Origin of the sequence: Pseudomonas salmasensis (assembly GCF_014268375.2) — a bacterium.
In the GTDB taxonomy this organism is placed as follows: Bacteria; Pseudomonadota; Gammaproteobacteria; order Pseudomonadales; family Pseudomonadaceae; genus Aquipseudomonas; species Aquipseudomonas salmasensis.
Genome location: NZ_CP077083.1, coordinates 4,365,324 through 4,389,011, shown reverse-complemented (window position 1 = coordinate 4,389,011; position 23,688 = coordinate 4,365,324). Strand labels below are relative to the sequence as shown.

Below are 23,688 nucleotides of genomic sequence, written 5' to 3'. Positions count from 1 at the left end.
AGGCAGTGCAAAAGAGGTAACCGCCGAAACTATTTCGACTGCGTCTACCTTAAGGAAAAATCATGAATATCCCTATTGAAGCCTTAGTTCACCTTGGTGGCAGTTCGCCTCAATTCATGCTCCATCTGACAGACGACCAACAGAAAAAACTCCGACGTTTCATTCACAAACGGGTACTCAACCCGGAAGACGCGGATGATCTTTTGCAACTGACATACTTGGAAGCCTGGCGCAATCGCGAGCGTTTCAGTGGTACCGCGACGCTGAGTACCTGGATGTGCGGTATCGCGCAAAACCTGATCCGCAATCACTTTCGGCGCCTGTATGCCAAACCCGCGCATTGCGAATTCGATGAGTCGCTGTGGCACGGACAGGAAGAAAGCCACAGCCTGGACTGGGAATTCGAGGTCAACCGGAGACTGGAAAATACCCTGAGCGCCATCGACCACTTGCCCACAGAAATGCGCAGGACGTTGTATGCCTCGTTGGAAACCGACGGCAGCTACCAGGACACCGCCGACGTACTGGACATTCCTATCGGCACCGTGCGCTCGCGCCTGTCACGGGCACGCGAACAGCTCAAGCGCGTCACCCACACCCCACTGCACCCGTAAGTTGAGTTAGCCAGTCAAGCGTTGGGCGACAGGGATATCTGCCCAACACTGTCGGACTTGGCCCGCAAGTAAACCTTCTAAGACGCCAAGCGCTTGTGCTCCCCTCATCCGCGGTGCATTCGCCACCGCCCGTCGCCAAAACCAGCGCTTTGGCTTAAACAGTTGAAAGCGTAGAAAAAATTTCAACAAAAACGCTTGACGCATTGCCGTTCCAAGCGAATAATGCGCGCCACTTGGCTACATAGCTCAGTTGGTTAGAGCATAGCATTCATAATGCTGGGGTCCGGGGTTCAAGTCCCTGTGTAGCCACCAAGTACTAAAAACGGCTTACCGAAAGGTAGGCCGTTTTTTTATGCGCGCAAAAAAACGCCCCAACTGTATTTTGACGCCCCCCACCCCCACTGTTAGTGTCCAGCCTCCCCTAAACACGGAGTGCCACGATGCAACTGGACATCTACCAAGTCGACGCTTTCAGCCACCATGCCTTCGGCGGCAACCCGGCAGCCGTGTGCCCGCTCACCGAGTGGCTGCCCGACGAGCAACTGCAGCAGATTGCGGCCGAGAACAATCTTTCGGAAACCGCGTTCTTTGTACCCCGTGGCGACTTCTATGAGTTGCGCTGGCTCACCCCGCAAGTGGAGGTGGACCTGTGCGGGCATGCTACGTTGGCCGCCGCGTGGGTATTGATCCACAAGTTGGCGGACGCCCCGCAGGTGTTGCGCTTTGCCACCCGTAGCGGCGAGTTGCGGGTAACGCGCAATGGCGATGAGCTGGCGATGGATTTTCCGGCCAAAAACCCCGAACGCTGCGAGCCGCCCCACGGCATGTTGAGCGCCCTGGGGCTTGAAACCGCCGAGGTGTTTGGCACCGACGACTACATCGTGCTGGTGGAGGATGAAGCGCAGGTGGCGGCCCTCACACCGGATTTCGCACGGCTCAAGGGCCTGCCTAAACGCGGGATTGCGGTAACCGCCAAAAGTACGCGGTTTGATTTTGTCTCGCGCTGGTTCGGCCCGAATGTGGGCGTCGATGAAGACCCGGTTACCGGCTCGGCGCACACCTCGCTGGCACCGTTCTGGGCCGAGCGCCTGGGCAAATCGCAACTGAGCGCCGAGCAAGGCGGCCAGCGTAAGGGCCAGTTGCGCTGTGAGCTCCAGGGTGACCGGGTGATTATTTCCGGCAAGGCCGTGCTGTACATGCAAGGCACGATTTACCTGTAAAACACAGTACCCCAAGGACAACAGCCCCTTCTCACCATGAACGGAGTTCAGCGCGTGTTTTTGATTTCCCGCCGCAGCCTGACAGTCATCGCCGCAACCCTGGCCCTCGCCGCCTGCCACACGCCCGTCAATGAACAGCCACCGGCCCCGGAGCTGGGCTCGGGCTATCGCACCGACCTGAGCACCCGCCACGCCGAGCGCCATATGGCCGCCGCCGCCAACCCTCTGGCCGCTGAAGCCGGCCGTGAAATGTTGCGCCAAGGTGGTTCGGCCATTGATGCGGCGATTGCCATGCAAGCGGTATTGACCCTGGTGGAACCACAGTCTTCCGGCATCGGCGGCGGTGCATTCATCATGCTGTGGGATGGGCACAACGTGCAGGCTTACGACGGCCGCGAAACTGCGCCGGCCGGGGCGACGGAGAGTCTGTTCCTGAAGGCCGACGGTACGCCGATGGCGTTCACGGATGCGCAGATTGGCGGGCGCTCGGTGGGCACGCCAGGGGTATTGCGCGCCCTGGAGATGGCGCACAAAAAGAGCGGCCACTTGCCGTGGGCCAAGCTGTTTGAACCGGCGATTCGCCTGTCGGAGCAAGGCTTTGCCATTTCCCCACGCTTGCACAGCTTGATCGCCGCTGACCGCTTTATCGCGCAATCACCCGACATGGCGGCGTACTTCCTGAATGCCGATGGCTCGCCAAAAGCCACCGGTACATTATTGAAAAACCCGGCACTGGCCGCGGTGTTCAAGCGCATCGCCAAGGAAGGGCCGGATGCGCTATACCAAGGCCCGATTGCCGATGAGATCGCACGCAAGGTACAGGGCCATCGCAATGCCGGCAGCCTGTCCCAGGCCGACCTCAAGGGCTACGCCGCCAAACAACGCGCACCGCTGTGCACCGACTACAAACAATGGAAGGTCTGCGGCATGCCACCGCCGTCCTCGGGCGGGATAGCCGTGGCGCAGATCCTCGGGACACTGCAAGCCCTGGAAACCCGCGACCCGCGGCTGGCCATCGCACCGATGACACCGGTCAAGAGCGCTTCGCCGGCCGGGTTTGAACCGACACCCGAGGCCGTGCACCTGCTCGCCGAAGCCGGGCGCCTGGCCTTTGCCGACCGAGCGCTGTACGTGGCCGATGCAGACTTCACCCCCGTCCCGGTTGCTGGTCTTGTCGCACCAGGTTACCTGGCACAACGCGCCACGCTGATCGGCGAGCGCAGCATGGGCGTCGCCAAGCCCGGCCAACCCGCCGGTATTCAGGTGGCGTACGCACCAGACCGCTCGCCGCTGCGCATCTCTACCTCCCAGCTGGTGGCGGTGGACGACCAGGGCGGCGCCGTGTCGATGACCACCACGGTGGAAGCGGCATTCGGCTCCCATGTGATGGTCCAGGGCTTTTTGCTCAACAACCAGATGACCGACTTTTCGTTCATTCCCGAAGAAAACGGCCAGCCCGTGGCCAACCGCGTACAACCGGGCAAACGCCCACGTTCGGCCATGGCGCCGACCTTGGTGTTCGACCGCAATACGGGCGAACTGCTGGCTACCGTCGGCTCCCCCGGCGGCTCGCAAATCATCGAATACGTGAGTAAATCCCTGGTCGCTATGCTCGACTGGAAGCTCGACCCGCAGGCAGCCATCAGCCTGCCCAACTTTGGCAGTCGTAATGGTGCTACCGAGTTGGAAGCAGGGCTGTTCAGCCCGGCGCTGAAACAGACGCTCAAGGACAAGGGCCACGCCCTGAGCGAGATCGAGATGACCAGCGGCGTGCAAGCCATCGTGCGCACACGGGATGCCCAGGGCAAGGTGGCGCTCAGTGGCGGTGCTGATCCTCGGCGTGAAGGTGAGGCGTTGGGTGACTGAAGTGGTTGTGGCTAGGGGCGCTTCGCGCCCCAACGGGAGCAAGCTCCCTCGCCACAGTGGGTAACCAGCCTTTGAGCCGAGTACCCGCAAAAATCAGCGGCTGATCTTCAACCCCTTGCGCCCCGCATGCCGCTCCAGCGCCAGCTCGATCAACCGGCTGACCAGCTCGCTGTAGCTCATGCCCGCCGCCTGCCACAGCTTGGGGTACATGCTGATGCGGGTGAAACCGGGCAGTGAGTTGATCTCGTTGATCAGCACTTCGCCGTCCTGCGTCAGGAACACATCCACCCGCGCCAACCCGGCGCAGCCCAGCACTTCAAACGCCTCAATGGCCAGGCTGCGAATCCGCTCGCTGGCTTCATGACTGATCGCCGCCGGCACCACCACTTGGGCGGCCTGGCCGTCGATGTATTTGCTGTCGTAGGAATAGAAACCACTGCTCACCACGATCTCGCCACAACCGCTGGCGATGGGCTGGGCATTACCCAGCACGGCGCATTCGATTTCGCGGCCCTGGACGGCGGACTCCACCAGCACCTTTTCATCAAACCCCAACGCCAGTTCAACCGCTGCGCGGTATTCGGTTTCGTCACTGACTTTGCTCACGCCCACCGACGAACCCTGATTGGCGGGCTTGACGAACATCGGCACACCGAGCTTGCCAGCGGCCGTTTCGAACGAGGTGCGCGCCGCATTACTTCGCGTGAGGGTGATGAACGGCGTGACCGCAATACCCGCATCACGCAGCAGGCGCTTGCTGATGTCTTTGTCCATGCACACGGCCGAGCCGAGCACGTCGGAGCCGACGAAGGGCAAGTCGGCCATACGCAGCAAGCCTTGCAGGCAGCCGTCTTCGCCGAGGGTGCCGTGGACAATCGGGAAGATCACATCGATGTGTTCCAGCAAGCCCTGGCCGGAGGTTTCCACCACTTGCTGGCTGGCCTTGCCGGGCACCACCGCCAATTCACGGTTGGATTGGTTGAGGGCGATCAGCGCCGGGTTTTCCTGGTTGATGAGGAAGTTCGAGGTGTCATTGAGGTGCCAGTGACCGGCCTTGTCGATACCGATCAGCACGGGCTCAAAGCGCGAGCGGTCGAGGGCGTCGACGATGTTGCGCGCCGATTGCAGCGAGACTTCATGCTCAGCCGAACGGCCCCCAAAAATAATCCCTACCCGCACCTTGCTCATGACCCGACCTCACTATTGAAAGTAAGGCTTCTTACCACGGGCGGTCAGCGATTCGCTACCAGATGTGCACCGAACAACAGGTAGCAACTGCCAGCAAAGCGGTCGAGCCACTTGCGCGAACGGCTGTAGAGGTTGGCCATGTGCTCGCTGGAAAACACCAGGGCGACGCTGCAATACCAACTGAACGACAAGGTAGCCATGGTGATGACCGCCAGCGTCAACAGCGCCGGCGAGGGTGACGGTGGCATCGTCGAGGCAAAGGCCGTGGCGACGAACAGAGCTGCCTTGGGGTTGGACAAGTTGCCCAGTAAACCGAAACGCCATGCGGAAAATAGTGACCGTCGCGGCTCATCGGGCAACACCGTCTGCCCCGTGCTCGGCGCCGAGCGTTTGAACAGCTTCAGCCCAAGATAGATCAGGTAGCAGCCGCCGATGATCTTGAACGCCAGGTACAACATGGGCGCGGCGGTAAACAGCGACTTGATGCCCAAGCCACCAGCCAACCCCCAGATAATCGTGCCGGTCGCCACGCCCGCCGACGCCACCACACCGTGACGCCGCGAACAGCTGGCGGCCAACTGCGCCGTATTGAAGAAGTTGGGACCGGGGGTCACCACGGCGACCGTCCACAGCAGCGCGAGCGAGACCAGCGGCGCCACATAGGCAGGGTTGAAAACATCCATGAGGAGCACCACCAGCGCAGTATACGAACAGGGATCATAGGCCTCGCCCAACACCTGCACAATCGTACAAGACCCCGGCAGACAACCGGTGCAGACTCAGTTAACGTGTTTTCACCTCCTTTTGTGACAAGTCACCATGGGCAACCCCACCCACTCCCTCGACTGGCTGCACCGCGCGCCCCACGCCAGCGGCCTGGACCGTATCGAGGCGTACTTTGCCGGCTTTGCCTTCGACCCTCATCGCCATGACACCTACGCCATCGGGCGCACGTTGTTCGGCGTGCAGAGCTTTCATTATCGCGGCGGCACGACCCACAGCCTGCCCGGCACCACCATGGTGATCCACCCAGATGAAACCCATGACGGCCGCGCCGGCAGCGACGAAGGTTTCAAGTACCGGATGATTTATGTGGAGCCGGCGCTGATCCAGCAGATCCTCGGTGGCCAGCCATTGCCATTTATCCCCGGCGGCTTGTCCACCGACCCACGGCTGCACCGCGCCAGCGAAGTGTTGCTGCAAAGCCTGGATTGCCCGATAGACCCGATGCAGGAGCAAGACGCCCTGTTCGACCTGGCCCAGGCGCTGAGCGCTGCGTCCGGGGCCATCATCCACCGTAAATCCTTCGACTACATCGCGGCCGAACGCGCCCGTGAATTCATCCACAGCGCCCTGGGCCGCAGCATCACCCTGGATGAAATAGCCGACCACGCCGGCCGCGACCGCTGGGCGTTATCGCGGGATTTTCGCCTGTTGTTCGGCACCAGCCCCTACCGCTACCTGACCATGCGCCGGCTGGACCTGGTGCGCCATTTATTGGCCCAAGGCCAATCGTTGGTGGATGCCGCGATGACCGCAGGCTTCACCGACCAAAGCCACATGACCCGCCAATTTCGCAGCACCTACGGCATGCCGCCGTCGCGTTGGGTGAAGATGCTCGGACGCTGAAATGCGTGGGGACTGTAGGAGCGAGCTTGCTCGCGAAATGCGTCAACGATAACGCGGGTTTTCTGAATGAACGCGGCGCCGGTGAGTTTTTCGCGAGCAAGCTCGCTCCTACAAAAGCTGCCCAGCTGCTGGCATTTGGTCATGGTTTGTAAAAGGCCAGCAAGCCGCGTCCCTTTAAATTGCAGGACGTTTCCGAGACAATCCCCGCCGCCTTGTGCCTGTTGGAATCGATGGCTAGTCTTCGGCCCGTCACTGAATTTCAGTGATCGGGTTTAGCAGCCCGAACTCAATAGGCACAGGTTCACCTATACGTTTATGGTGGCTGTGCGCGGGGCACTTTCGGGTGCGCCGGTTTTCCTATTGACCGGTCTGCTAACCCGCGTACAGCTGCCACCTTACGTTTAGCAGCGTGAGTGGTCGCTCCCTTGCTCAATAGGAGTTACACCATGACCAAAGCACTTCCCGATCCACTCATGGATTGCCTCGTCGTCAATGAAGAGCTCAGCTTCGAAGACGCTCAACTCTACATTTCCCATCTGATCAACAGCGCATCGGCCACGGTGTGGGACTGTTGCGATCACCTGCAACCCCACGACCGCGCCCGAATCCACGCCGCATGGCACTTGCTGGAGATGGCCAAAACCGTGGTAAACCGCACCATCGAGTGCATGCCACGCACCTGAAAACACCACAAACCCCATGTGGGAGCTGGCTCGCCTGTAACCACGATGCGAAGCGAGCCGCTCTTGATCTTGATCTGCTTGTGATCTTGATCTTAGGCGCCCCGTTAAACCACGCTGGCCGGAATTCGACAGGGATTTGGGGGGTAAACCGGCAGGGATGCCGGTTTAGCCGCCCCGCGCCATGGATGGCGCGTGGCGGCGGCCCCCCAAATCACTGGCGGATTACGGGCACACCGAGCCCAAGCGAGGTGCCGAGCGGTGGGGCAAGAGCGTTTTGCTTACTTTTGCGCTTTTCAAAAGTGAGCCGCCGTTGGGGCGGAACCCTAAGGGGCCGTTACCGCAGGAATGGATATGTACACAATCCAACTGTGTTGACTGCCAGGCCGCCTTCGCGAGCAAGCCCGCTCCCACAGTAGGATCGTTGGGGTGTCAGGTAGATGGGCGTCGGCTGGCAGGCCGCCATCGCAGGCGAGCCAGCTCCCACATTGGATCTTCGTGGCTTTGCGCCTCTGTCAGAGCTGACGCCCGACAACCGGTTCGCCAATGGCCAGAAAATTCCCACCCGCCACATGGTGCAACGTGCGCAGTTCATCATGCCCTTCAAAATGCCAGTGGCCCTCACTGAATACCCGCTCATCAGCATAGGCCGCGACCACTTCGCCCAGGAACAGGTCATAGGCCTGCTGATTATGCGGCTCGGGCAGCAGGCGGCACTCGAGCCAAGCCACGCAGCCTTCCAGCATCGGCGCCTCGGTGTGCTCACCGCTGAAACTGTGCAGGCCGTAGGCCGCGAATTTATCGGCTTCAACGCCGCGTGTATTGCCCACCGTCTGCACCAGATCAGCCTGTGCAACACAAGGCACCTGCAACACAAAGGTGCCGGCGCCTTCCAGTAGCTGGCGAGTCCAGGTGGCCTTGTCGAGCACCACCGCGACTTTCGGTGGTTCGAAATCCAGCGGCATGGCCCAGGCAGCGGCCATGATATTGCGCTGGCCGTTGTGGGCTGCGCTCACCAACACGGTCGGCCCGTGGTTGAGCAAACGGTAAGCCTTGGACAGTGGGACGGGGCGACGGAACGTAGGGCTCATGGTCGATCAGCTCTGCAAGCGAGAAAAGACCTACGATACCTCAAGCACAAGCCCGACAGGTCAGCTCGACAGCTGATTGGCAAACTGCCCGACCGCACTCACCACCTTCTGCGCACCGTCCTGAATCTCGACGATCACGGTACCCGCCTCGGCCGCCAGGGCAAGGCCCTGCTCGGCTTGGGCACGACCGTCGGCCATCAAGGCCACCGCGTCGCGGGCCATGTCCTGGTTCTGGCGCACCACACCGACAATTTCCTCGGTGGCTTTGCTGGTGCGTGACGCCAATTGCCGCACCTCATCGGCCACCACCGCAAAGCCACGCCCCTGCTCACCGGCACGCGCCGCTTCGATGGCGGCGTTGAGCGCCAGCAGGTTGGTTTGCTCGGCAATGCCGCTGATGGTCTTGACGATACTGCCGATCACTTGGGACTGGGCATTCAACGCCTCGATGCCTTCACCGGCCTGTTGCATGTGCTGGGCCAGGTCGCGCATCACGTCCACGGCCTGGGTGACCACGGTGGTGCCGCGCTGGGCGCTGTCGTCGGTTTGCAAAGAGGTGCTGTAGGCGATATTGGCGGCCTCGGCCACCGCCTGCTCGCGGTTGACCTGGTCGGTAATGACCGTGGCAAACTTGACCACTTTGTACAGCCGCTCATTGGCATCCACCACCGGGTTGTAGGTGGCTTCCAACCACACCAGGCGGCCGTGGCTGTCCACTCGTTTGAAGCGCGCCGCGACGAACTCACCGGCGTTCAGGCGCTTCCAGAACTGCTGGTATTCGGCACTATTGTATTCCTGCGGTTCACAGAACATACGGTGATGCTTGCCTTCGATCTGCGCCAGGCTGTAACCCATGGCGCCGAGGAAGCGGTCATTGGCGGTGAGCACATGCCCTTCCAGGTCGAACTCGATCAACGCGGTAGAACGCATCAACGCAGTGATGAGGTTTTCATGTTCACGCGAGCTCTCGATGGTGCGGGTAAGGTCGCTGGAGAACATCGAAAACTGCTTGATGCGCCCGTCCGAACTGCGCACCGGCTGCACGATTGAGCGCAACCAGGCTTCCTTGCCATTGCCGCGCATCAGGCGCACGGCGCCGGCAAAGTGTTCGCCGCGAGCCAGCGCGTGCTTGAAGCGCAGCTGGAACGCGTCTTGGCGCACATGGGCCGGCACCAGGTCTTCGATTGCGCGCCCGACAATCTCGCCGAGTGAATAAGCCAGTTCCTGCAGGAAGTTGGCATTGGCCCACTCCACGCGGCCTGCAGGGTCCAGGGTCAGGCAGAGCATTTCGCTTTCCAGGCTCTCTTTCACCTGGAGCAAGCTCGACAATTCTTCGCGCAGAGCGGTCAGCTCTTGCTTCAGGCGGGTGTTGAACATGGGGCACCGTTAGGCAAGTGAGGTGGGTGTTCTAACCTGCATCGGCGCTGCCGGGGTTTTCTGAAGAGCGCTTGAGCCCTGGGCCCAACTATATTTTCAACCGCCATTGTTACGGCATACGCCCATGACCTGATATTCCAGGGTATTGAGCTTGCCGCTGGAGTCTTCGTAGGTCATGCGCGACGGCACGGCGTTGCACGAACGGATCGGCGGCGTCACGTTGACGACCTTGGCAATGTCCAGGTCCATGCCATAGCGGTAGGCCTGGACCTCGGGCACCGGCTTGCCTTTTTTGATGGCGTAGGCGGCCATGGCTTTCTCATTGCGCTCCATCATCAGGGCAAAGGTGCGATCCCCGCCGCCTTCGGCCAGCGCGCTAAATGACAAGACTGCGGTTAACACACCCAAGCCTAATTTATAAAAGTTCATCACAGGTTCCTCGACTGGAAAGTTCAGTGTCGAGAGTAACCAGTGAACCCTGACGCCAGGTTCACCAGAACATTACTTATTTGTTAGATGGCCGTTAGTTTCCAGAATTGTAATCTTCGCGCCATGCAGTTGTTATCCGCCGTTTGCAACTATCAACCAGGGCCAGATCAATAAAAACGCCCGCCTCTATAAGAAGCCGATAACTGCCATCACCGAGGAGCGCATCATGAGCATTCGTCATTACACCCTTCCCTTTTCACTGATGGCCGCATTGCCCCTGGCCGCAGTGGCGGCGGAGGACAAGCCCGAGGGTTTTATCGAGGGCAGCCGCATCAACGTGCTGGCACGCAATTTCTACTTCAACCGCGATGACCGCAAAGGCCAGTCCAGCCCCACCGGCAATGGTTATTCCGAAGCCTGGGCCCAGGGCTTTATCGGTAAATTCGAATCCGGTTTTACCCAGGGTACCGTGGGTTTTGGCCTGGACGCGTTCGCCATGTACGGCCTGACGCTTGACTCGGGCAGCGGCCGCAGCGGTGGCAAAGGCTCGTTCGGCGTGCTGCCGGTGAACAGCGACAACCAGCCGGAAAATAGCTACAGCAAAGTCGGCGGCGCGGCAAAACTGCGCGTGCTGGACACGGTGATCAAGGCCGGCGACGTGTTCCCACTCACCCCCGTGGTGGCCTACGGCGACTCTCGTTTGTTGCCCGAGAGCTTTCGCGGCGTCACCCTGCAAAACACCAGCCTGGAAGGCTTGAGCCTGCAAGGCGGACGCCTGAGCGGCATGAGCCAGCCCAGTGAAAGCGGCATGAACAAAGGCTTTGCCACCTTCTATGCCGGCAAGGTCGACTCGCCTTGGATCGCCTACTTCGGCGGTGACTACCAACTCAACAGCCACCTGGGTTTCAGCCTTTACAGCAGCCGTTTGAAGGACGCCTGGGACCAGTACTACTTGGGCAGCAATGCCAATTACGCGTTGACCGACGACGTGTCGCTGTTCGGCGACTTCAACTATTACAAGGCCGTGGACGAAGGTCAGAAACGGCTCGGTGAGTTCGACAACAACATCTGGAGCGCCAGGCTCGGGGTCAAGGTCGGTGCCCACAGCGTGGCCGTATCGCACCAGCGTAACAACGGCGACGATGATTTCGACTACCTGCGCCAATCAGACTCGATCTTCCTCAATAACTCGATCCAGTACAGCGACTTCAACGCGCCAAAGGAGCGTTCATGGATGGTGCGCTACGACCTGGACATGCAGGCGTTCGGCATTCCCGGCCTGTCGTTCATGACCCGCTACGGCAAAGGCACCGGCGCCGACTACAGCAACGCCAATGCCGTGTATATGCGCCGCGATGCAGCGGGCAACCCCTTGACCGATCAACGCCGCTGGGAACGGGATATCGAGGCCAAGTACGTGGTGCAAAGTGGGCGTTTGAAGGACTTGTCCTTGCGCTTGCGCCAAGCCACGGTGCGCTCCAGTGCGTTCGAGTCAGACCTGGAAGAAGTTCGTTTTATTGCCGAATACCCATTGGCCGTGCTGTAGCCCTTACATTCGCTCGCGATTAACTAACATCTGTTCACAAATAGCCGGTTATCAAAATTGTAATATTGGCCTCAGCTTCCCGTTAAGTTGAGCTTTGTATACTCGCTTCAACTTATTCACCCGAGCACATTCATCTCTGAAGCTTTTGTGTAGCTCCTTTGGAAAGAGATGAATTTTTAACGCCCCGCTGGGGCGTTTTTTTTGCCTGCGGCGCGGTGCGACCGACGGTCGCAGTTGACCCTAGAGTTACTTCAGCCTTCAGACTTTTCCCACTTCCGAAACCGCCACCATAGGGAAATGGGCGCCTTCTCTCCCCTAATTCAAGAGGTAACCCCCCATGCGTATTCTTGTGGTTGAAGACGAGCAGAAAACCGCCGACTACCTGCAACAGGGCCTGAACGAAAGTGGCTACGTGGTCGACTGCGCCGCCAATGGCATCGACGGCCTGCACCTGGCCGGGCAACACGCCTATGAACTGGTGATTCTGGACGTCAATCTGCCGGGCAAGGATGGCTGGCAAGTACTGGAAGAATTGCGCCGCAACGGCACCCAGCGCGTGATGATGCTGACCGCCCGTGGCCGGCTGGCTGACAAGATCAAGGGCCTGGACATGGGCGCCGACGATTACCTGGTCAAGCCGTTCGAGTTTCCCGAACTGCTGGCACGGGTACGCACCCTGATGCGCCGCAGCGAGCACATTCCACAGCCGGAAGTGTTCCGCGTCTCGGACCTGGAACTGGACCCGCGCCGCCACCGCGCTTATCGCGGCGCCCGGCGCATCGACCTGACCACCAAGGAGTTCGCGCTGTTGCAAGTACTGATGCGCCAGGCCGGCGAAGTGCTGACCCGCACGCAGATTATTTCCCTGGTGTGGGACATGAATTTCGACTGCGACACCAATGTGGTGGAAGTCTCCATCAGCCGCCTGCGCGCCAAGGTGGATGACCAGAGCGAGGTCAAGCTGATCCACACCATTCGCGGCGTGGGCTATGTGCTTGAGGCGCGCCCATGAAGACCGGCAGCCTGTCGATGCGCCTGGGCCTGACGGTCAGCCTGATGGGCGCAGGCCTGGTGCTGCTGCTGGCGACCCTGGCCTACCTGGCCCTCACCCATGAGCTGGAAAAGCTCGCGCGCAAGAACCTGGAAAGCAAGATGGAGCAGATCCAGCACAGCCTGGCCCTGGGCCTGGACGCCCATGGTATTCGCGCCCGCCCGCACTCGCTGATGGACCTGGTGATGGGCCACGACAATTTCCACCTGACCATCGTCGGTACCGCGCCCGATAACAGCGTGCTGCTCAACGTCGGCAGCAAGCCCCAGGAACCACTGCTCACCGACTTCAAGCCACGGGAAACCCTGGGCTACCTCAATTGGGTCGACAGCTACGGCAACCAGATACTCAGTGCCTCCAGCCTGATGCGCCTGGCCAGCGGTGAGCGTGTGCGGGTGCTGCTGTCCCTGGACCGGATGGACGACCAGGCGCTGCTCAGTGCCTACCTGCGCGCCACGCTGATTGCGCTGCCGCTGCTGTTGATACTGATTGGCATGGGCGCCTGGTGGCTGGTGCAAAGGGGCCTGGCACCGTTGAAGCAGTTCAGCCAGGTGGCGGCGAAAGTCACCACCCAAGACCTCACCCATCGCTTGTCCGTGGACAACCTGCCCCACGAGCTCGGTGAACTCGCCCACGGCATCAACGTGATGCTCGACCGCCTGGATGCCGGGGTGCAACAACTCTCGCAGTTCTCCGATGACCTGGCCCACGAACTGCGTGCGCCCCTGACCAACCTGATGGGCAAGGCCCAGTTGACCCTGTCGCGCCAGCGCCCGCCGCAGGAATACAAGGCGGTGCTGGAATCCAACACCGAAGAGCTCGAACGCCTGGCGCGGATTGTCAGCGATATGCTGTTTCTGGCGCAGGTCAGCCACCCGGCGGCGCGGGCCTCATTCACCGAGGTGTCCCTGGCGCAGGAAGCCCAGCGCGTGATGGAGTTGTTTGCCCTGAGTGCCGAAGACAAACACGTCACCCTGAGCCTGCGCGGCGACGCCTGGGTGACCGGTGACCGGCTGATGATCCAGCGAGCGATTTCCAATTTGCTCTCCAATGCCATTCGCCACACACCCGAGGCGTCCACCGTGTTGCTGTTGGTGGAGACCTACGAGCAGAGCGTATCGCTGTCGGTGGGCAACCCAGGGCGTGGCATTGAAGCCCACCACCTGCCGCACCTGTTCGAACGCTTCTACCGCGCCGACAGCAGCCGTACCCGCGCCGAGGGCGGCACCGGGTTGGGCTTGGCCATTGTGAAGTCGATCATGCATTTGCATCAGGGGCATGCTCATGTCACCAGCCAGCCTGGGCGTTTTACGCGGTTCAGCCTGGTGTTTCCCCAAGGGGCTTGCGCTTTGTAGGAGCGAGCTTGCTCGCGAAAAACGTCAACGATAACGCGTGTGTCCTGAATAAACGCGGTGCCTATGAGTTTTTCGCGAGCGAGCTCGCTCCTACAGATATTAGGGCAAGCCTTTATTTTGCGGCATTCTCAACGTATTCAGGTGGTCTCTTCATCGCGGCGATGGGCCCATTGGTACAACGCCGGCAGCACCAGCAATGTCAGCAAGGTCGAGGAAATAATCCCGCCAATCACCACCGTCGCCAACGGGCGTTGTACTTCAGCGCCGGTGCCGGTGGCGAGTGCCATGGGGATAAAGCCCAGGGACGCCACCAGCGCGGTCATCAGCACCGGGCGCAGGCGGGTCAACGCGCCTTCGTGGATCGCCACCGATAACGAGCGGCCTTCCTCGCGCAGGTTTCGAATGAAGGCAATCATCACCAGGCCGTTGAGCACCGCCACACCTGACAAGGCGATAAAGCCCACCCCCGCCGAAATCGACAGCGGAATATCGCGCAGCCACAAGGCCATGATCCCGCCAGTCAGCGCGAAGGGGATGCCGGTAAACACCAGCAGGCCGTCCTTAAGGTTGTTGAACATCATGAACAGCAAGCCGAACACCAGCAGCAACGCCACCGGCACTACGATACGCAAGCGCTCAGAAGCCTCTTTCAACTGTTCGAACTGGCCGCCCCAGGTGGTCCAGTAACCGGCCGGGACTTTCACCTGGGTGGCGATGGCGGCTTCGGCCTCCTCGACAAACGAGCCGATATCGCGCCCACGCACGTTGGCGCTGACGATCACCAGGCGTTTGCCGTTCTCGCGGCTGATCTGGTTGGGGCCCAGCACCAGGTCGAGGCTGGCAACCTGGGACAAGGCGATAAAGCCCAACTGCCCCGAGGTACTACTCGCCAGCGCCGGCACCGGAATCAACAGGCGTGACAAGCCGTCGATATCGGTGCGCAACGTGTCGGACAAGCGCACCACCATGTCAAAACGCCGATCGCCCTCGTACAACGTACCGGCCTGGCGCCCACCGACAGCGACGGCGATGGTGTCCTGCACATCGCCCACATTCAGGCCAAAGCGAGCGGCCTTGTCGCGGTCGATATTGATGGTCAGCACCGGCAGGCCGGAGGTCTGTTCCACCTTCACTTCCGAGGCGCCGCTGAGCTTCTGCAAGGTCTCGGCGATTTCCCCGGCGGTGGTGTTGAGCACCGCCATGTCATCGCCAAACACCTTCACTGCCACGTCGCTGCGCACCCCGGAAATCAGTTCATTGAAGCGCAACTGGATTGGCTGCGACAGCTCATACACGCTGCCCGGCACAATCGCGCTGGCCCGTTGGATATCGGCGATGATTGCCTCGCGGGACTTCTTCGGGTCTGGCCATTGGTCCTTGGGTTTGAGCATCACGTAGCTGTCGGAAATATTCGGCGGCATCGGGTCGGAGGCGATTTCCGCCGTACCGGTGCGCGCAAAAACGCGCTCGATTTCCGGCACTTGGGCCAGCAAGGTTTTTTCCAGTTGCTGCTGCATCTGCACCGATTGGGTCAGGCTGGTACCGGGCACACGCAGCGCCTGTTGGGCAAAGTCGCCTTCGCTGAGGCTGGGGATAAATTCACTGCCCATGCGGCTGGCAACCAGGCCCGAGACGACGATGGTCAAAGCGGCCAGGCCGAACACCAGGGGCCGACGTACCATCACCCAGTTGAGCACCGGGTCATACACCCGGCGCGCACTGCGCATGACGAAGTTTTCTTCTTCCTTGACCTTGCCGGTGACGAACAACGCAATCGCCGCCGGTACGAAGGTCACCGACAGAATCATCGCGCCGAGCAAGGCAATCACCACCGTGAATGCCATGGGGTGGAACATCTTCCCGGCCACACCCGTGAGGGCGAAGATCGGCAGGTACACCACCATGATGATCAACTGCCCGAAGATCAACGCGCGTCGCGCCTCTTTGGCCGCGGCAAACACTTCGTGCAGGCGCTCACTGCGGGTCAGCAACCGGCCATGACGCTGTTGCGCATGGGCGAGGCGGCGGATGGCGTTCTCGACGATCACCACCGCGCCATCAACGATGATGCCGAAGTCCAGCGCGCCGAGGCTCATCAGGTTGGCGCTGACTTTGTTGGTGAACATGCCGGTGAAGGTGAACAGCATCGCCAGCGGGATCACCATCGCCGTGATCAGCGCCGCACGGATGTTGCCCAAAAACAGGAACAACACCGCCACCACCAGCAGCGCACCTTCGAAGAGGTTTTTCTTCACCGTGGCGATGGCTTTTTCCACCAGGTTGGTGCGGTCGTAAACAGTGACCGCCACCACGCCTTCGGGCAGCGAGCGGTTGATCTCCTCAAGCTTTTTCGCCACCGCCTGGGACACGCTGCGGCTGTTCTCGCCGATCAACATGAACACCGTGCCCAGCACCACTTCACGGCCATTTTCGGTGGCCGCGCCAGTGCGCAGCTCGCGGCCAATGTCGACCTGGGCCACATTGCGCACGCGGATCGGCGTGCCGTCCGAGGTGGTGATGACAATGTTGGCGATGTCGTCGATAGACGCCACCTGGCCCGGCGCGCGGATCAACAACTGTTCGCCGCTGCGCTCGATATAGCCGGCGCCGATGTTGGCGTTGTTACGCTCCAGCGCGGTGACCAGATCGTTGAGGGTCAGGTTGTAAGCGGCCAGGCGCTTGGGGTCTGGCGCAATCTGGTATTCCTTGGCGAAGCCGCCGATGGTATTGATCTCGGCCACGCCCGGCACGTTGCGCAGCTGCGGTTTGATGATCCAGTCCTGGATCACCCGCAGGTCGGTGGGGGTGTACGGAGTGCCGTCCTCTTTGCGCACACCGTCCTCGGCTTCGACGGTCCACAGGAAAATTTCCCCAAGGCCGGTGGAAATCGGCCCCATCGCGGTTTCGATGCCATCGGGCAATTGCTCACGGGCCACTTGCAGGCGTTCGTTGACCAGTTGGCGGGCAAAGAACAGGTCGGTGCCGTCCTTGAAAATCACCGTGACCTGAGACAAACCGGAACGCGACAACGAACGCGTCTGCTGCAGGCCCGGCAGGCCGGCCATGGCCGTCTCGATGGGAAAGGTGATGCGTTGCTCGGTCTCCAGCGGCGAAAAACCGGCCGCCGCCGAGTTGATCTGCACCTGCACGTTGGTGATGTCAGGCACCGCGTCGATGGGCAGTTTCTGATAGCTGGCGATGCCGACACCGGCCATCAACAGCACCGCCAGCAACACGACAATGCGCTGTTCGATGGCGAATTGGATAAGGCGCTCAAACATGGGGAATCACTCGCAGGGTCAATGGGCGTGTTCGGCCGAGCCTTTGCCCAGTTCGGACTTGAGGATGAAGCTGCCAGCCGTCGCCACCTGCGCGCCGGCCTCCAGGCCTTTGCGCACTTCGACGTAGCCGTTTTCACTGACGCCCAGTTCCAGATCGCGGGTGATAAAGCCGTCCGCGGTGCGCACAAATACCGAGGGTTTGTCCTCGACGGTCTGGATCGCGGTTTGCGGCACGGTGACCTTGGCCTGGTAGGTATCGGTGGCCACTTGCACGGCCACGAACAAGCCCGGGCGCCAGGCGTCGTCGGGGTTGGGCACCGTCACGCGCACGGTGGCGGTACGCGTCTGCTCACCGAGCAAGTTGCCCACATAGGCCACGGTGCCCAGCACTTCGGTGCCCATTTCCGTCGAGCTGACTTTCACCGGTTTGCCCACGCGAACCTTGTTCAAGTCCTTGGGAAATACGCCGAAGGTGACCCACACCAGGGACAGGTCCGAGAGGGTGAACGCATTACTGGTTTCACTGACCACCTCGCCCACCCCCAGGTGTTTTTCCACCACCACACCGGCGAAGGGCGCACGCAGTTCATAACGATTGCCGCCGGCCAATACCGCGCTGCCGCTGAGGGCGGTCATCTTTTGCCGCGCATTGTTCAGGGCGATTTCGGCTTCTTGCAGGGTTTGCCGCGCCAGCAGGTAATCCTGTTCGGCAGAGATTTTGTCCTGCCACAACTGACGCTCGCGCTGGAAGGTGGTGCGCGCCAGTTCGACCCGGCGTTCGCTGGCCGCCAATTCGCTGCGCTGGTCGGAAATCTGCTGGCTGGCGATCACCGCCAACAGTTCGCCCTTCTTCACCGACTGGCCCAGGTTGACCTTCACCGCCTCCACCACGCCCGCCGCACGAGGCACGATGTGAGAGGTACGGTCTTCATCAAAACGCACCTCGCCCGGCAGCGTCAGCACGGTGCTGATGGCGCGCGGTTGCGCCTGGGCCAACTGGATGCCGGCGGCTTGAATCTGCTGCTCGGTGAGTTCGAGCTTGCCTTCTTCTTCCTCGGCGTGGGCGAGGCCCGATAGCATCAGGCCCAGGGCGACGGCGAGCGCCATGCCATGTTTTTTGTTCATCAGGAGACTCCAGGAAAAATCAAAAGCGGGCGAGGTCGCCGTAAATGCGTTCGATGCGTACCCAGGCCTCGGTGGCCTGGGCGGTCGCCGCGAGGTATTGGGTGCGAGCCGCGATCAAGGTGCGCTGGGCGTCGAGCACGTCGAGAAAGTTGAACTTGCCCATCTCGAAGCCACGGGTGGCGCTGTCTACCGCACTTTGTGCGGCGGGCAGGATCTGCTGGTTGAACGCACGCACTTCGGTATTCGCCGTTTGCCACAGGTCCAGGGCCTGGCGGGTTTCGGTGCGCAGGCGCAGTTCGGCGGCGTTGCGCAGGTCGCGGGCCTGGTCGGCGCGTCGAGTGGCCGCGAGGATGTTGCCCTGGTTGCGGTTGAACAGCGGGATCGGCATCGACACGCCCACCAGGTTTACCCGTTCGCGCACGCTGGCGTCGTATTGGCTGCCTATGGACACATCCAGGTCTGGAATGCGCTGGGCTTTTTCCAGGCCCACGCTGGCTTCGTTCTGCACAATATTGAGTTCGGCCAGGCGCAATTCGGCGGTTTGCTCAAGGCGTGCCAGCAATGGCGCGGCGGCGGGTAACGCCGGTACGGAGGTGCTTGGCACTGCGACGGCCTGGAAGTCGGTGGCGGCGCTGCCGGTGCTGGTGGCGAGGCGACGGTAGGCGTCAGTGAGGCCGATCTGGGCGCGGTTCAATTCCAGGCGGATTTCCGACACCTGCACCTGGGCGCGGGTGGCTTCCACTGGCGACGATTTGCCAGCGGTGACGCGCCCATTGGCGACCACCAGGCCGCGTTCGGCAAGCGTCATGGAACGTTGCGCCAGATCGAGGCGTTCCTGGGCACGCAGGGCGCCGTAGTAGCTGTCGATGACCTCGGCGCGCAACTGGTTGCGACGCTGCTCCAGGGTCAGCGCGGCGGCATCCTGGGCACGGCTGGCCACTTCGATGCGTGCACCGCGCTTGCCGCCCAGTTCCAGGGTCTGGCTGAGTTTGATGCTGGTGGTGCGGCTGTTGCGGCGGGTGTCTTCGGCGTCCCAGGAGGCCACCGGGTTGGGGATCAAGCCGGCCTGTTGGCGGCCGCCCTGGGCGATGTCGATTTCCCATTGTGCGGCCGCCAGGTCCGGGTTGTTGGCGAAGGCGGTTTGCAAGGCTGCATCGAGGGTGAGGGGTTGTGCCTGGGCGACGTTTGCGGATATCCACAATGCCAATGCCGCCGCCCCCAACAGTGTTCTAACAAAAATTGCCATAACGAGAGTTCCACGCCCATGAAGTCGCTGAGGTTTCCCAGCGGGGGCAATGTAGCTTTCGGTACTTATCAGGGCCGTGGGCGAAAGATTACAAATCCGTTAGCCAGGCTCAGGCATGCACTTCGTCGTGATCGTCATGTTGAAAACCTTCGCCCTCGACCTGGATCGTGGCGTGGGAAATATCGAATTGTTCGTGCAGTAATTCCGTCACTCGGCTGAGGATCTGCTGCTCGCTGCCTTGGGACGCATCCGCGACCAGGTGCGTACTCAACACGTTCTTGCCACTGGTGAGGGCCCAGATATGCAGGTCGTGCACGTCCTTGACCCCAGGCACGCTGCGAATGCCCTGCTCCACCTGCTCGATATCCACACCCTCCGGCACACCTTGCAGCAGGATGTTCATGCTCGCCTTGAGCAACGTCCAAGTGCGCGGTAACACCCAAAAACCAATGGCGGCCGCGACCACGGAATCGACCCAACCCCAGCCAGTGAACATGATCACCAGCGCGGCAATGATCACGCCGACGGAGCCCAGCATGTCGCTCCAGACTTCCAGGTAGGCGCCCTTGACGTTGAGGCTCTCGCCGCTGGCGGCGCTGAGCAGGCGCATGGAGATCAGGTTGACCACCAGCCCCAGCAGCGCAATCACCAGCATGCCGGTGGACTGGATTTCGGCGGGCGCCTGCAGCCGTTGGTAAGCCTCGTACAAGATGTAGAACGCCACGGCGAACAGCAGCAATGCATTGAAGGCGGCCGCCAGGATCTCGAAGCGCGCATAACCGAAGGTGCGCTTGCGATCCGTCGGGCGCTTGGCGACCTGGATCGCCACCAGGGAAATCGCCAGGGCCAGGGCGTCGGTCATCATGTGCGCCGCATCGGACAACAGTGCCAGGCTGCCGGTGACAAAGGCACCGATGACTTCGGCCAGCATGAAGCTGCCGGTGAGCCCCAGGGCGATCCATAACTTGCGTTCGTGGCCGGCGCGTACTTGGGCGTGGCTGTGTCCTGCGCTCATGGAATGTCCTCGTGGGTTGGGATGGGGCGGATCATAGAGCTATAGGCCAGATCCACGGGCATGGTTTGCAAAATTGTCATCTGCGCGCCAGAGCGTCGTTACCTTCAAGCGCACCAAAATCGCCCATGCACGCGTTGGGGGCGTTGTATCAGGTATGCTTTTCAGGCTGAAACAAAAAGAAACATATTAGCCAACCTGCTCGATAAGGAGTCCCGTCTTGGAGTTATCGACTGCCGCGTGGATGGTTCACGACACCCGCCTCATGCTCTGCGTATTGTTGGCCATCGCCAGCATCATTGTGCTGATCAGCGCGACCAAACTGCCGCCCTTTCTGTCGATTCTGATCGGCACTTTTATCGCCGGGGTCGGCGCCGGCCTGCCGCCGGAAGAAGTGGCCAAGGCGTTCAGCAAAGGTGCCGGGGCGATTCTGGGGGAAGCCGGGATCATCATTGCCCTGGGTGCGATGCTCGGCGCGCTGATGGCCGAATCCGGCGCGGCCGACCGTATTGCCACCACGTTGCTCGGGCTGGGCAAAGGCAAGTCATTGCCCTGGGTGATGGCGCTGGTCGCCATGGTCATCGGCCTGCCGCTGTTCTTCGAAGTGGGCCTGGTGATGATGGTGCCGATCATCTTTGTGATGGCCAAGCGTTCGAACCAGCCGTTGCTGAAAATCGCCATCCCGGCACTGGCGGGCATGACCACCTTGCATGCCTTGATGCCGCCGCATCCGGGGCCGCTGATTGCCGTAGGCGCATTGCACGCCGACCTGGGCCTGACCATGTTGCTGGGTTTTTGCCTGGCGGTACCGGCCGTGATCCTGGCCGGGCCGCTGTATGGCAACTGGCTGTCCAAGCGCCTGCACGTGGATGAACCGGCCGATATCGGCGCCTTGTTCAGCGCACCGCCCAAGGCCCCGCGCCAACCGAGCTTCGGTGTGTCATTGCTGATCATTCTGTTGCCGGTAATCCTGATGCTCGGCAGCACCTTGGCCAAAGTCGCGTTGGCGCCGGAAAGCACCCTCGCCCTGAGCTTGAAATTCCTCGGTGAACCGCTGGTCGCCCTCGGCCTGGCGGTAATCGCTGCGGTGGTTTGCCTGGGGTGGGCGGCGGGCATGCCACGCGCCGACGTCGGCACCACCCTGCGCAAAGCCCTGGCGCCCATCGCCGTACTGCTGCTGACAATCGGCGCCGGCGGCGGCCTCAAGCAAACCCTGCTGGACGCCGGCGTCAGCCAGACCATCAGCAAGGTCGCCGAAGGCGCACACATGCCCTACCTGCTGCTGGCCTGGCTGATCGCTGTGGCCCTGCGCCAAGCCACCGGCTCGGCCACCGTCGCCACCACCACGACCGCCGGGATCCTCGCGCCGATGATGGCCGGGTTGGCGGCGACGCAAAGCTCATTGGTCGCCCTGGCCATCGGCGCCGGCTCGGTGTTCTTCTGCCACGTCAACGACGCCGGGTTCTGGATGGTGCGTGAGTACTTTGGCTTGCAGTTGAAACAGACGATCTGGGTGTGGTCGGTGTTGCAGACGATTGTTTCGGTGGTCGGGTTGGTGGGGACCTTGTTGCTCTGGCACTTCCTGACCTGACCCTCAGGCGGCCAAGGTGTGGCGCTTGCCAAACAGCGCCACACTTGCCACCCCCACCGCCCCCATCACCACGCAATACCCCACGCAGATCCACGGGCTGGTCGGCATCAGCGCGATCAATAACAACGGTGTAGTACTTGCCCAGAGTGCATAGGCAATGTTGTAGGTGAAGGAAATGCCCGACACCCGCACCTGCGCCGGAAACAGCCCGACCATCACCGACGGCACCGCGCCCACCACGCCGCAACTCAGGCCCGCCACGGCATACGCCGCACCGAGCCACACACCACCGGCGATCAGGCTGGCGTACAGCAGCGCAATGCCCACCGGCAGCAACAGGCTGTAGACCAATACCGCGCCCCATGCGCCGATGCGGTCCACCAGCAGGCCGGCGAGCACGCAGCCGATATTCAGGAAGACGATGCCCAGGGCACTCAGGGCGAAGGTATGGCTGGGGCTCATGCCGAAGGTTTTCTGCATCATGGTCGGGGTGATGACCACCAGCACCACCACGGCAGACGTCAGCACGCAGGTGAGGATCATCGCCGGCAGCAGCACGGCGCGATGGTCGCGCAGCACGGTGCGCAAGGGCATTTCGGCGGCGGCCTGGCGGCGCGCCTGCATTTCCAGGAACACCGGGGTTTCACTGAGCCAGCGGCGCAGCCATACGCCGATCACACCGAATACGCCGCCAAGCAGGAAGGGGAAGCGCCAGGCGTAGTCGAGGATTTCGGCGGGGGTGAAGACTTGCGCCAGCAAGGTGGCGGTCAGCGCCCCAAGCAGGTAACCGAAGGTCAGGCCGGCCTGCAAAAAACCCAAGGCGTAGCCACGGTGGTGACGCGGTGCGTGCTCGGCGACGAAGGTCCAGGCGCTGGGCACTTCGCCGCCCACCGCTGCGCCTTGCAGCACGCGCAGCGCCAGCAGGATCAGCGGGGCGAAATAGCCGATTTGCGCGTAGGTCGGCATGATGCCGATCAGCAGGCAGGGCAAGGCCATCATCAGGATGCTCAGGCTGAACACGCGCTTGCGCCCCAGGTGGTCGGCGAAGTGCGCCATCAGGATGCCGCCCAGTGGGCGGGCGAGGTAGCCGGTGACGAAGATGCCAAAGCTTTGCAGCAGGCGCAGCCACTCGGGCATTTCTGGGGGGAAGAACAGTTGGCTGAGGGTCAGCGCAAAGAACACGAAGATAATGAAGTCGTAGATTTCCAGGGCGCCGCCGAGGGCGGCCAGGCCCAGGGTTTTGTAGTCGGAGCGGGAAAAACGCTGCGCCCGTGGGGAAAAGGTGGCAGTCATGTGCAGGCTCGGCAGACAAACAAAATGGCGTGCAGGTTATGAGCTGAGCCCATCGATGGCAATCGCGACGGATATATTTGTTTTACTCATTGAT

18 protein-coding genes, 1 tRNA gene and 2 pseudogenes are annotated in these 23,688 nt (G+C 61.5%); 10 read left to right on the top strand and 11 right to left on the bottom strand.

The features are described from left to right. Positions 1–62: 62 nt before the first annotated feature. The 4 genes from HU731_RS19580 (at position 63) to ggt (ending at position 3,700) form a co-directional block, all read left to right on the top strand. Entirely contained in the window at positions 63–614 is a 552-nt protein-coding gene (locus HU731_RS19580; RefSeq protein WP_032893686.1) for an RNA polymerase sigma factor, read from the top strand. A 235-nt stretch (positions 615–849) separates the two neighbouring features. Further along, positions 850–926, top strand: a tRNA-Met gene (locus HU731_RS19575). A gap of 128 nt (positions 927–1,054) precedes the next feature. Continuing rightward, entirely contained in the window at positions 1,055–1,834 is a 780-nt protein-coding gene (locus tag HU731_RS19570) for a PhzF family protein (protein WP_186608454.1), read from the top strand. A 36-nt stretch (positions 1,835–1,870) separates the two neighbouring features. Then, positions 1,871–3,700, top strand: coding sequence for a gamma-glutamyltransferase (gene ggt, locus HU731_RS19565; protein ID WP_186608455.1), 1,830 nt, complete (start codon positions 1,871–1,873; stop codon positions 3,698–3,700). 93 nt (positions 3,701–3,793) lie between these two features. On the opposite strand, the gene ddlA is transcribed toward ggt, so the two are convergent. Next, complete coding sequence (gene ddlA / locus HU731_RS19560) at positions 3,794–4,888, bottom strand: D-alanine--D-alanine ligase (protein WP_186608456.1); 1,095 nt, start codon at positions 4,886–4,888, stop codon at positions 3,794–3,796. 44 nt (positions 4,889–4,932) lie between these two features. Beyond that, entirely contained in the window at positions 4,933–5,571 is a 639-nt protein-coding gene (locus HU731_RS19555) for a LysE family translocator (RefSeq protein ID WP_072434135.1), read from the bottom strand. Positions 5,572–5,707: 136 nt separating this feature from the next. Between HU731_RS19555 and HU731_RS19550 the strand changes: the two genes are divergently transcribed. Together HU731_RS19550 and HU731_RS19545 are read left to right on the top strand one after the other, a co-directional pair. Then, positions 5,708–6,517, top strand: coding sequence for an AraC family transcriptional regulator (locus HU731_RS19550; protein WP_186608457.1), 810 nt, complete (start codon positions 5,708–5,710; stop codon positions 6,515–6,517). Positions 6,518–6,963: 446 nt separating this feature from the next. Further along, positions 6,964–7,200 carry a hypothetical protein gene (locus HU731_RS19545; protein WP_186608458.1) on the top strand — a complete coding sequence of 79 codons (237 nt, stop codon included), beginning with the start codon at positions 6,964–6,966 and terminating at the stop codon, positions 7,198–7,200. Between the two features lie 512 nt (positions 7,201–7,712). Here HU731_RS19545 and HU731_RS19540 read toward each other — a convergent pair. From HU731_RS19540 to HU731_RS19530, 4 genes and pseudogenes are all read right to left on the bottom strand, one after another. Continuing rightward, positions 7,713–8,288, bottom strand: coding sequence for a flavin reductase family protein (locus tag HU731_RS19540; protein ID WP_186608459.1), 576 nt, complete (start codon positions 8,286–8,288; stop codon positions 7,713–7,715). Positions 8,289–8,348: 60 nt separating this feature from the next. Continuing rightward, positions 8,349–8,780: pseudogene (locus HU731_RS28985) on the bottom strand (methyl-accepting chemotaxis protein); the annotation flags it as partial. Positions 8,781–8,936: 156 nt separating this feature from the next. Next, positions 8,937–9,575: pseudogene (locus HU731_RS28980) on the bottom strand (PAS domain-containing protein); the annotation flags it as partial. Between the two features lie 186 nt (positions 9,576–9,761). Then, positions 9,762–10,094, bottom strand: coding sequence for a DUF2790 domain-containing protein (locus tag HU731_RS19530; RefSeq protein WP_186608461.1), 333 nt, complete (start codon positions 10,092–10,094; stop codon positions 9,762–9,764). A 226-nt stretch (positions 10,095–10,320) separates the two neighbouring features. Here HU731_RS19530 and HU731_RS19525 point away from each other — a divergent pair, with 226 nt between their 5' ends. The 3 genes from HU731_RS19525 (at position 10,321) to HU731_RS19515 (ending at position 14,046) form a co-directional block, all read left to right on the top strand. Next, positions 10,321–11,640 carry an OprD family porin gene (locus tag HU731_RS19525; RefSeq protein WP_186608462.1) on the top strand — a complete coding sequence of 440 codons (1,320 nt, stop codon included), beginning with the start codon at positions 10,321–10,323 and terminating at the stop codon, positions 11,638–11,640. A 337-nt stretch (positions 11,641–11,977) separates the two neighbouring features. Beyond that, complete coding sequence (locus tag HU731_RS19520) at positions 11,978–12,652, top strand: heavy metal response regulator transcription factor (protein WP_003188303.1); 675 nt, start codon at positions 11,978–11,980, stop codon at positions 12,650–12,652. Then, on the top strand, positions 12,649–14,046 hold the full coding sequence (locus tag HU731_RS19515; protein WP_186608463.1) for a heavy metal sensor histidine kinase: 1,398 nt from the start codon (positions 12,649–12,651) through the stop codon (positions 14,044–14,046). Before HU731_RS19520 ends, HU731_RS19515 begins: the two co-directional genes overlap by 4 nt. A gap of 137 nt (positions 14,047–14,183) precedes the next feature. Here HU731_RS19515 and HU731_RS19510 read toward each other — a convergent pair whose 3' ends face one another. The 4 genes from HU731_RS19510 to HU731_RS19495 all read right to left on the bottom strand — a co-directional run bounded on the left by HU731_RS19510 (position 14,184) and on the right by HU731_RS19495 (position 20,713). Next, the gene (locus HU731_RS19510) at positions 14,184–17,327 is read right to left on the bottom strand and encodes a CusA/CzcA family heavy metal efflux RND transporter (protein WP_186608464.1); all 3,144 of its coding nucleotides are present in this window, start codon (positions 17,325–17,327) and stop codon (positions 14,184–14,186) included. 18 nt (positions 17,328–17,345) lie between these two features. Next, positions 17,346–18,452, bottom strand: a complete 1,107-nt coding sequence (locus HU731_RS19505) for an efflux RND transporter periplasmic adaptor subunit (RefSeq protein WP_186608465.1) — start codon at positions 18,450–18,452, stop codon at positions 17,346–17,348. 19 nt (positions 18,453–18,471) lie between these two features. Further along, entirely contained in the window at positions 18,472–19,698 is a 1,227-nt protein-coding gene (locus HU731_RS19500) for a TolC family protein (RefSeq protein WP_186608466.1), read from the bottom strand. Positions 19,699–19,807: 109 nt separating this feature from the next. Next, on the bottom strand, positions 19,808–20,713 hold the full coding sequence (locus tag HU731_RS19495; RefSeq protein WP_186608467.1) for a cation diffusion facilitator family transporter: 906 nt from the start codon (positions 20,711–20,713) through the stop codon (positions 19,808–19,810). A 217-nt stretch (positions 20,714–20,930) separates the two neighbouring features. On the opposite strand from HU731_RS19495, the gene HU731_RS19490 reads away from it, so the two are divergent. After that, positions 20,931–22,301, top strand: coding sequence for a GntT/GntP/DsdX family permease (locus tag HU731_RS19490; RefSeq protein WP_186608468.1), 1,371 nt, complete (start codon positions 20,931–20,933; stop codon positions 22,299–22,301). Between the two features lie 3 nt (positions 22,302–22,304). On the opposite strand, the gene HU731_RS19485 is transcribed toward HU731_RS19490, so the two are convergent. Next, positions 22,305–23,594 (bottom strand): MFS transporter, encoded by a 1,290-nt coding sequence (locus tag HU731_RS19485; RefSeq protein WP_186608469.1) that lies wholly within the window; start codon positions 23,592–23,594, stop codon positions 22,305–22,307. Positions 23,595–23,688 lie beyond the last annotated feature (94 nt).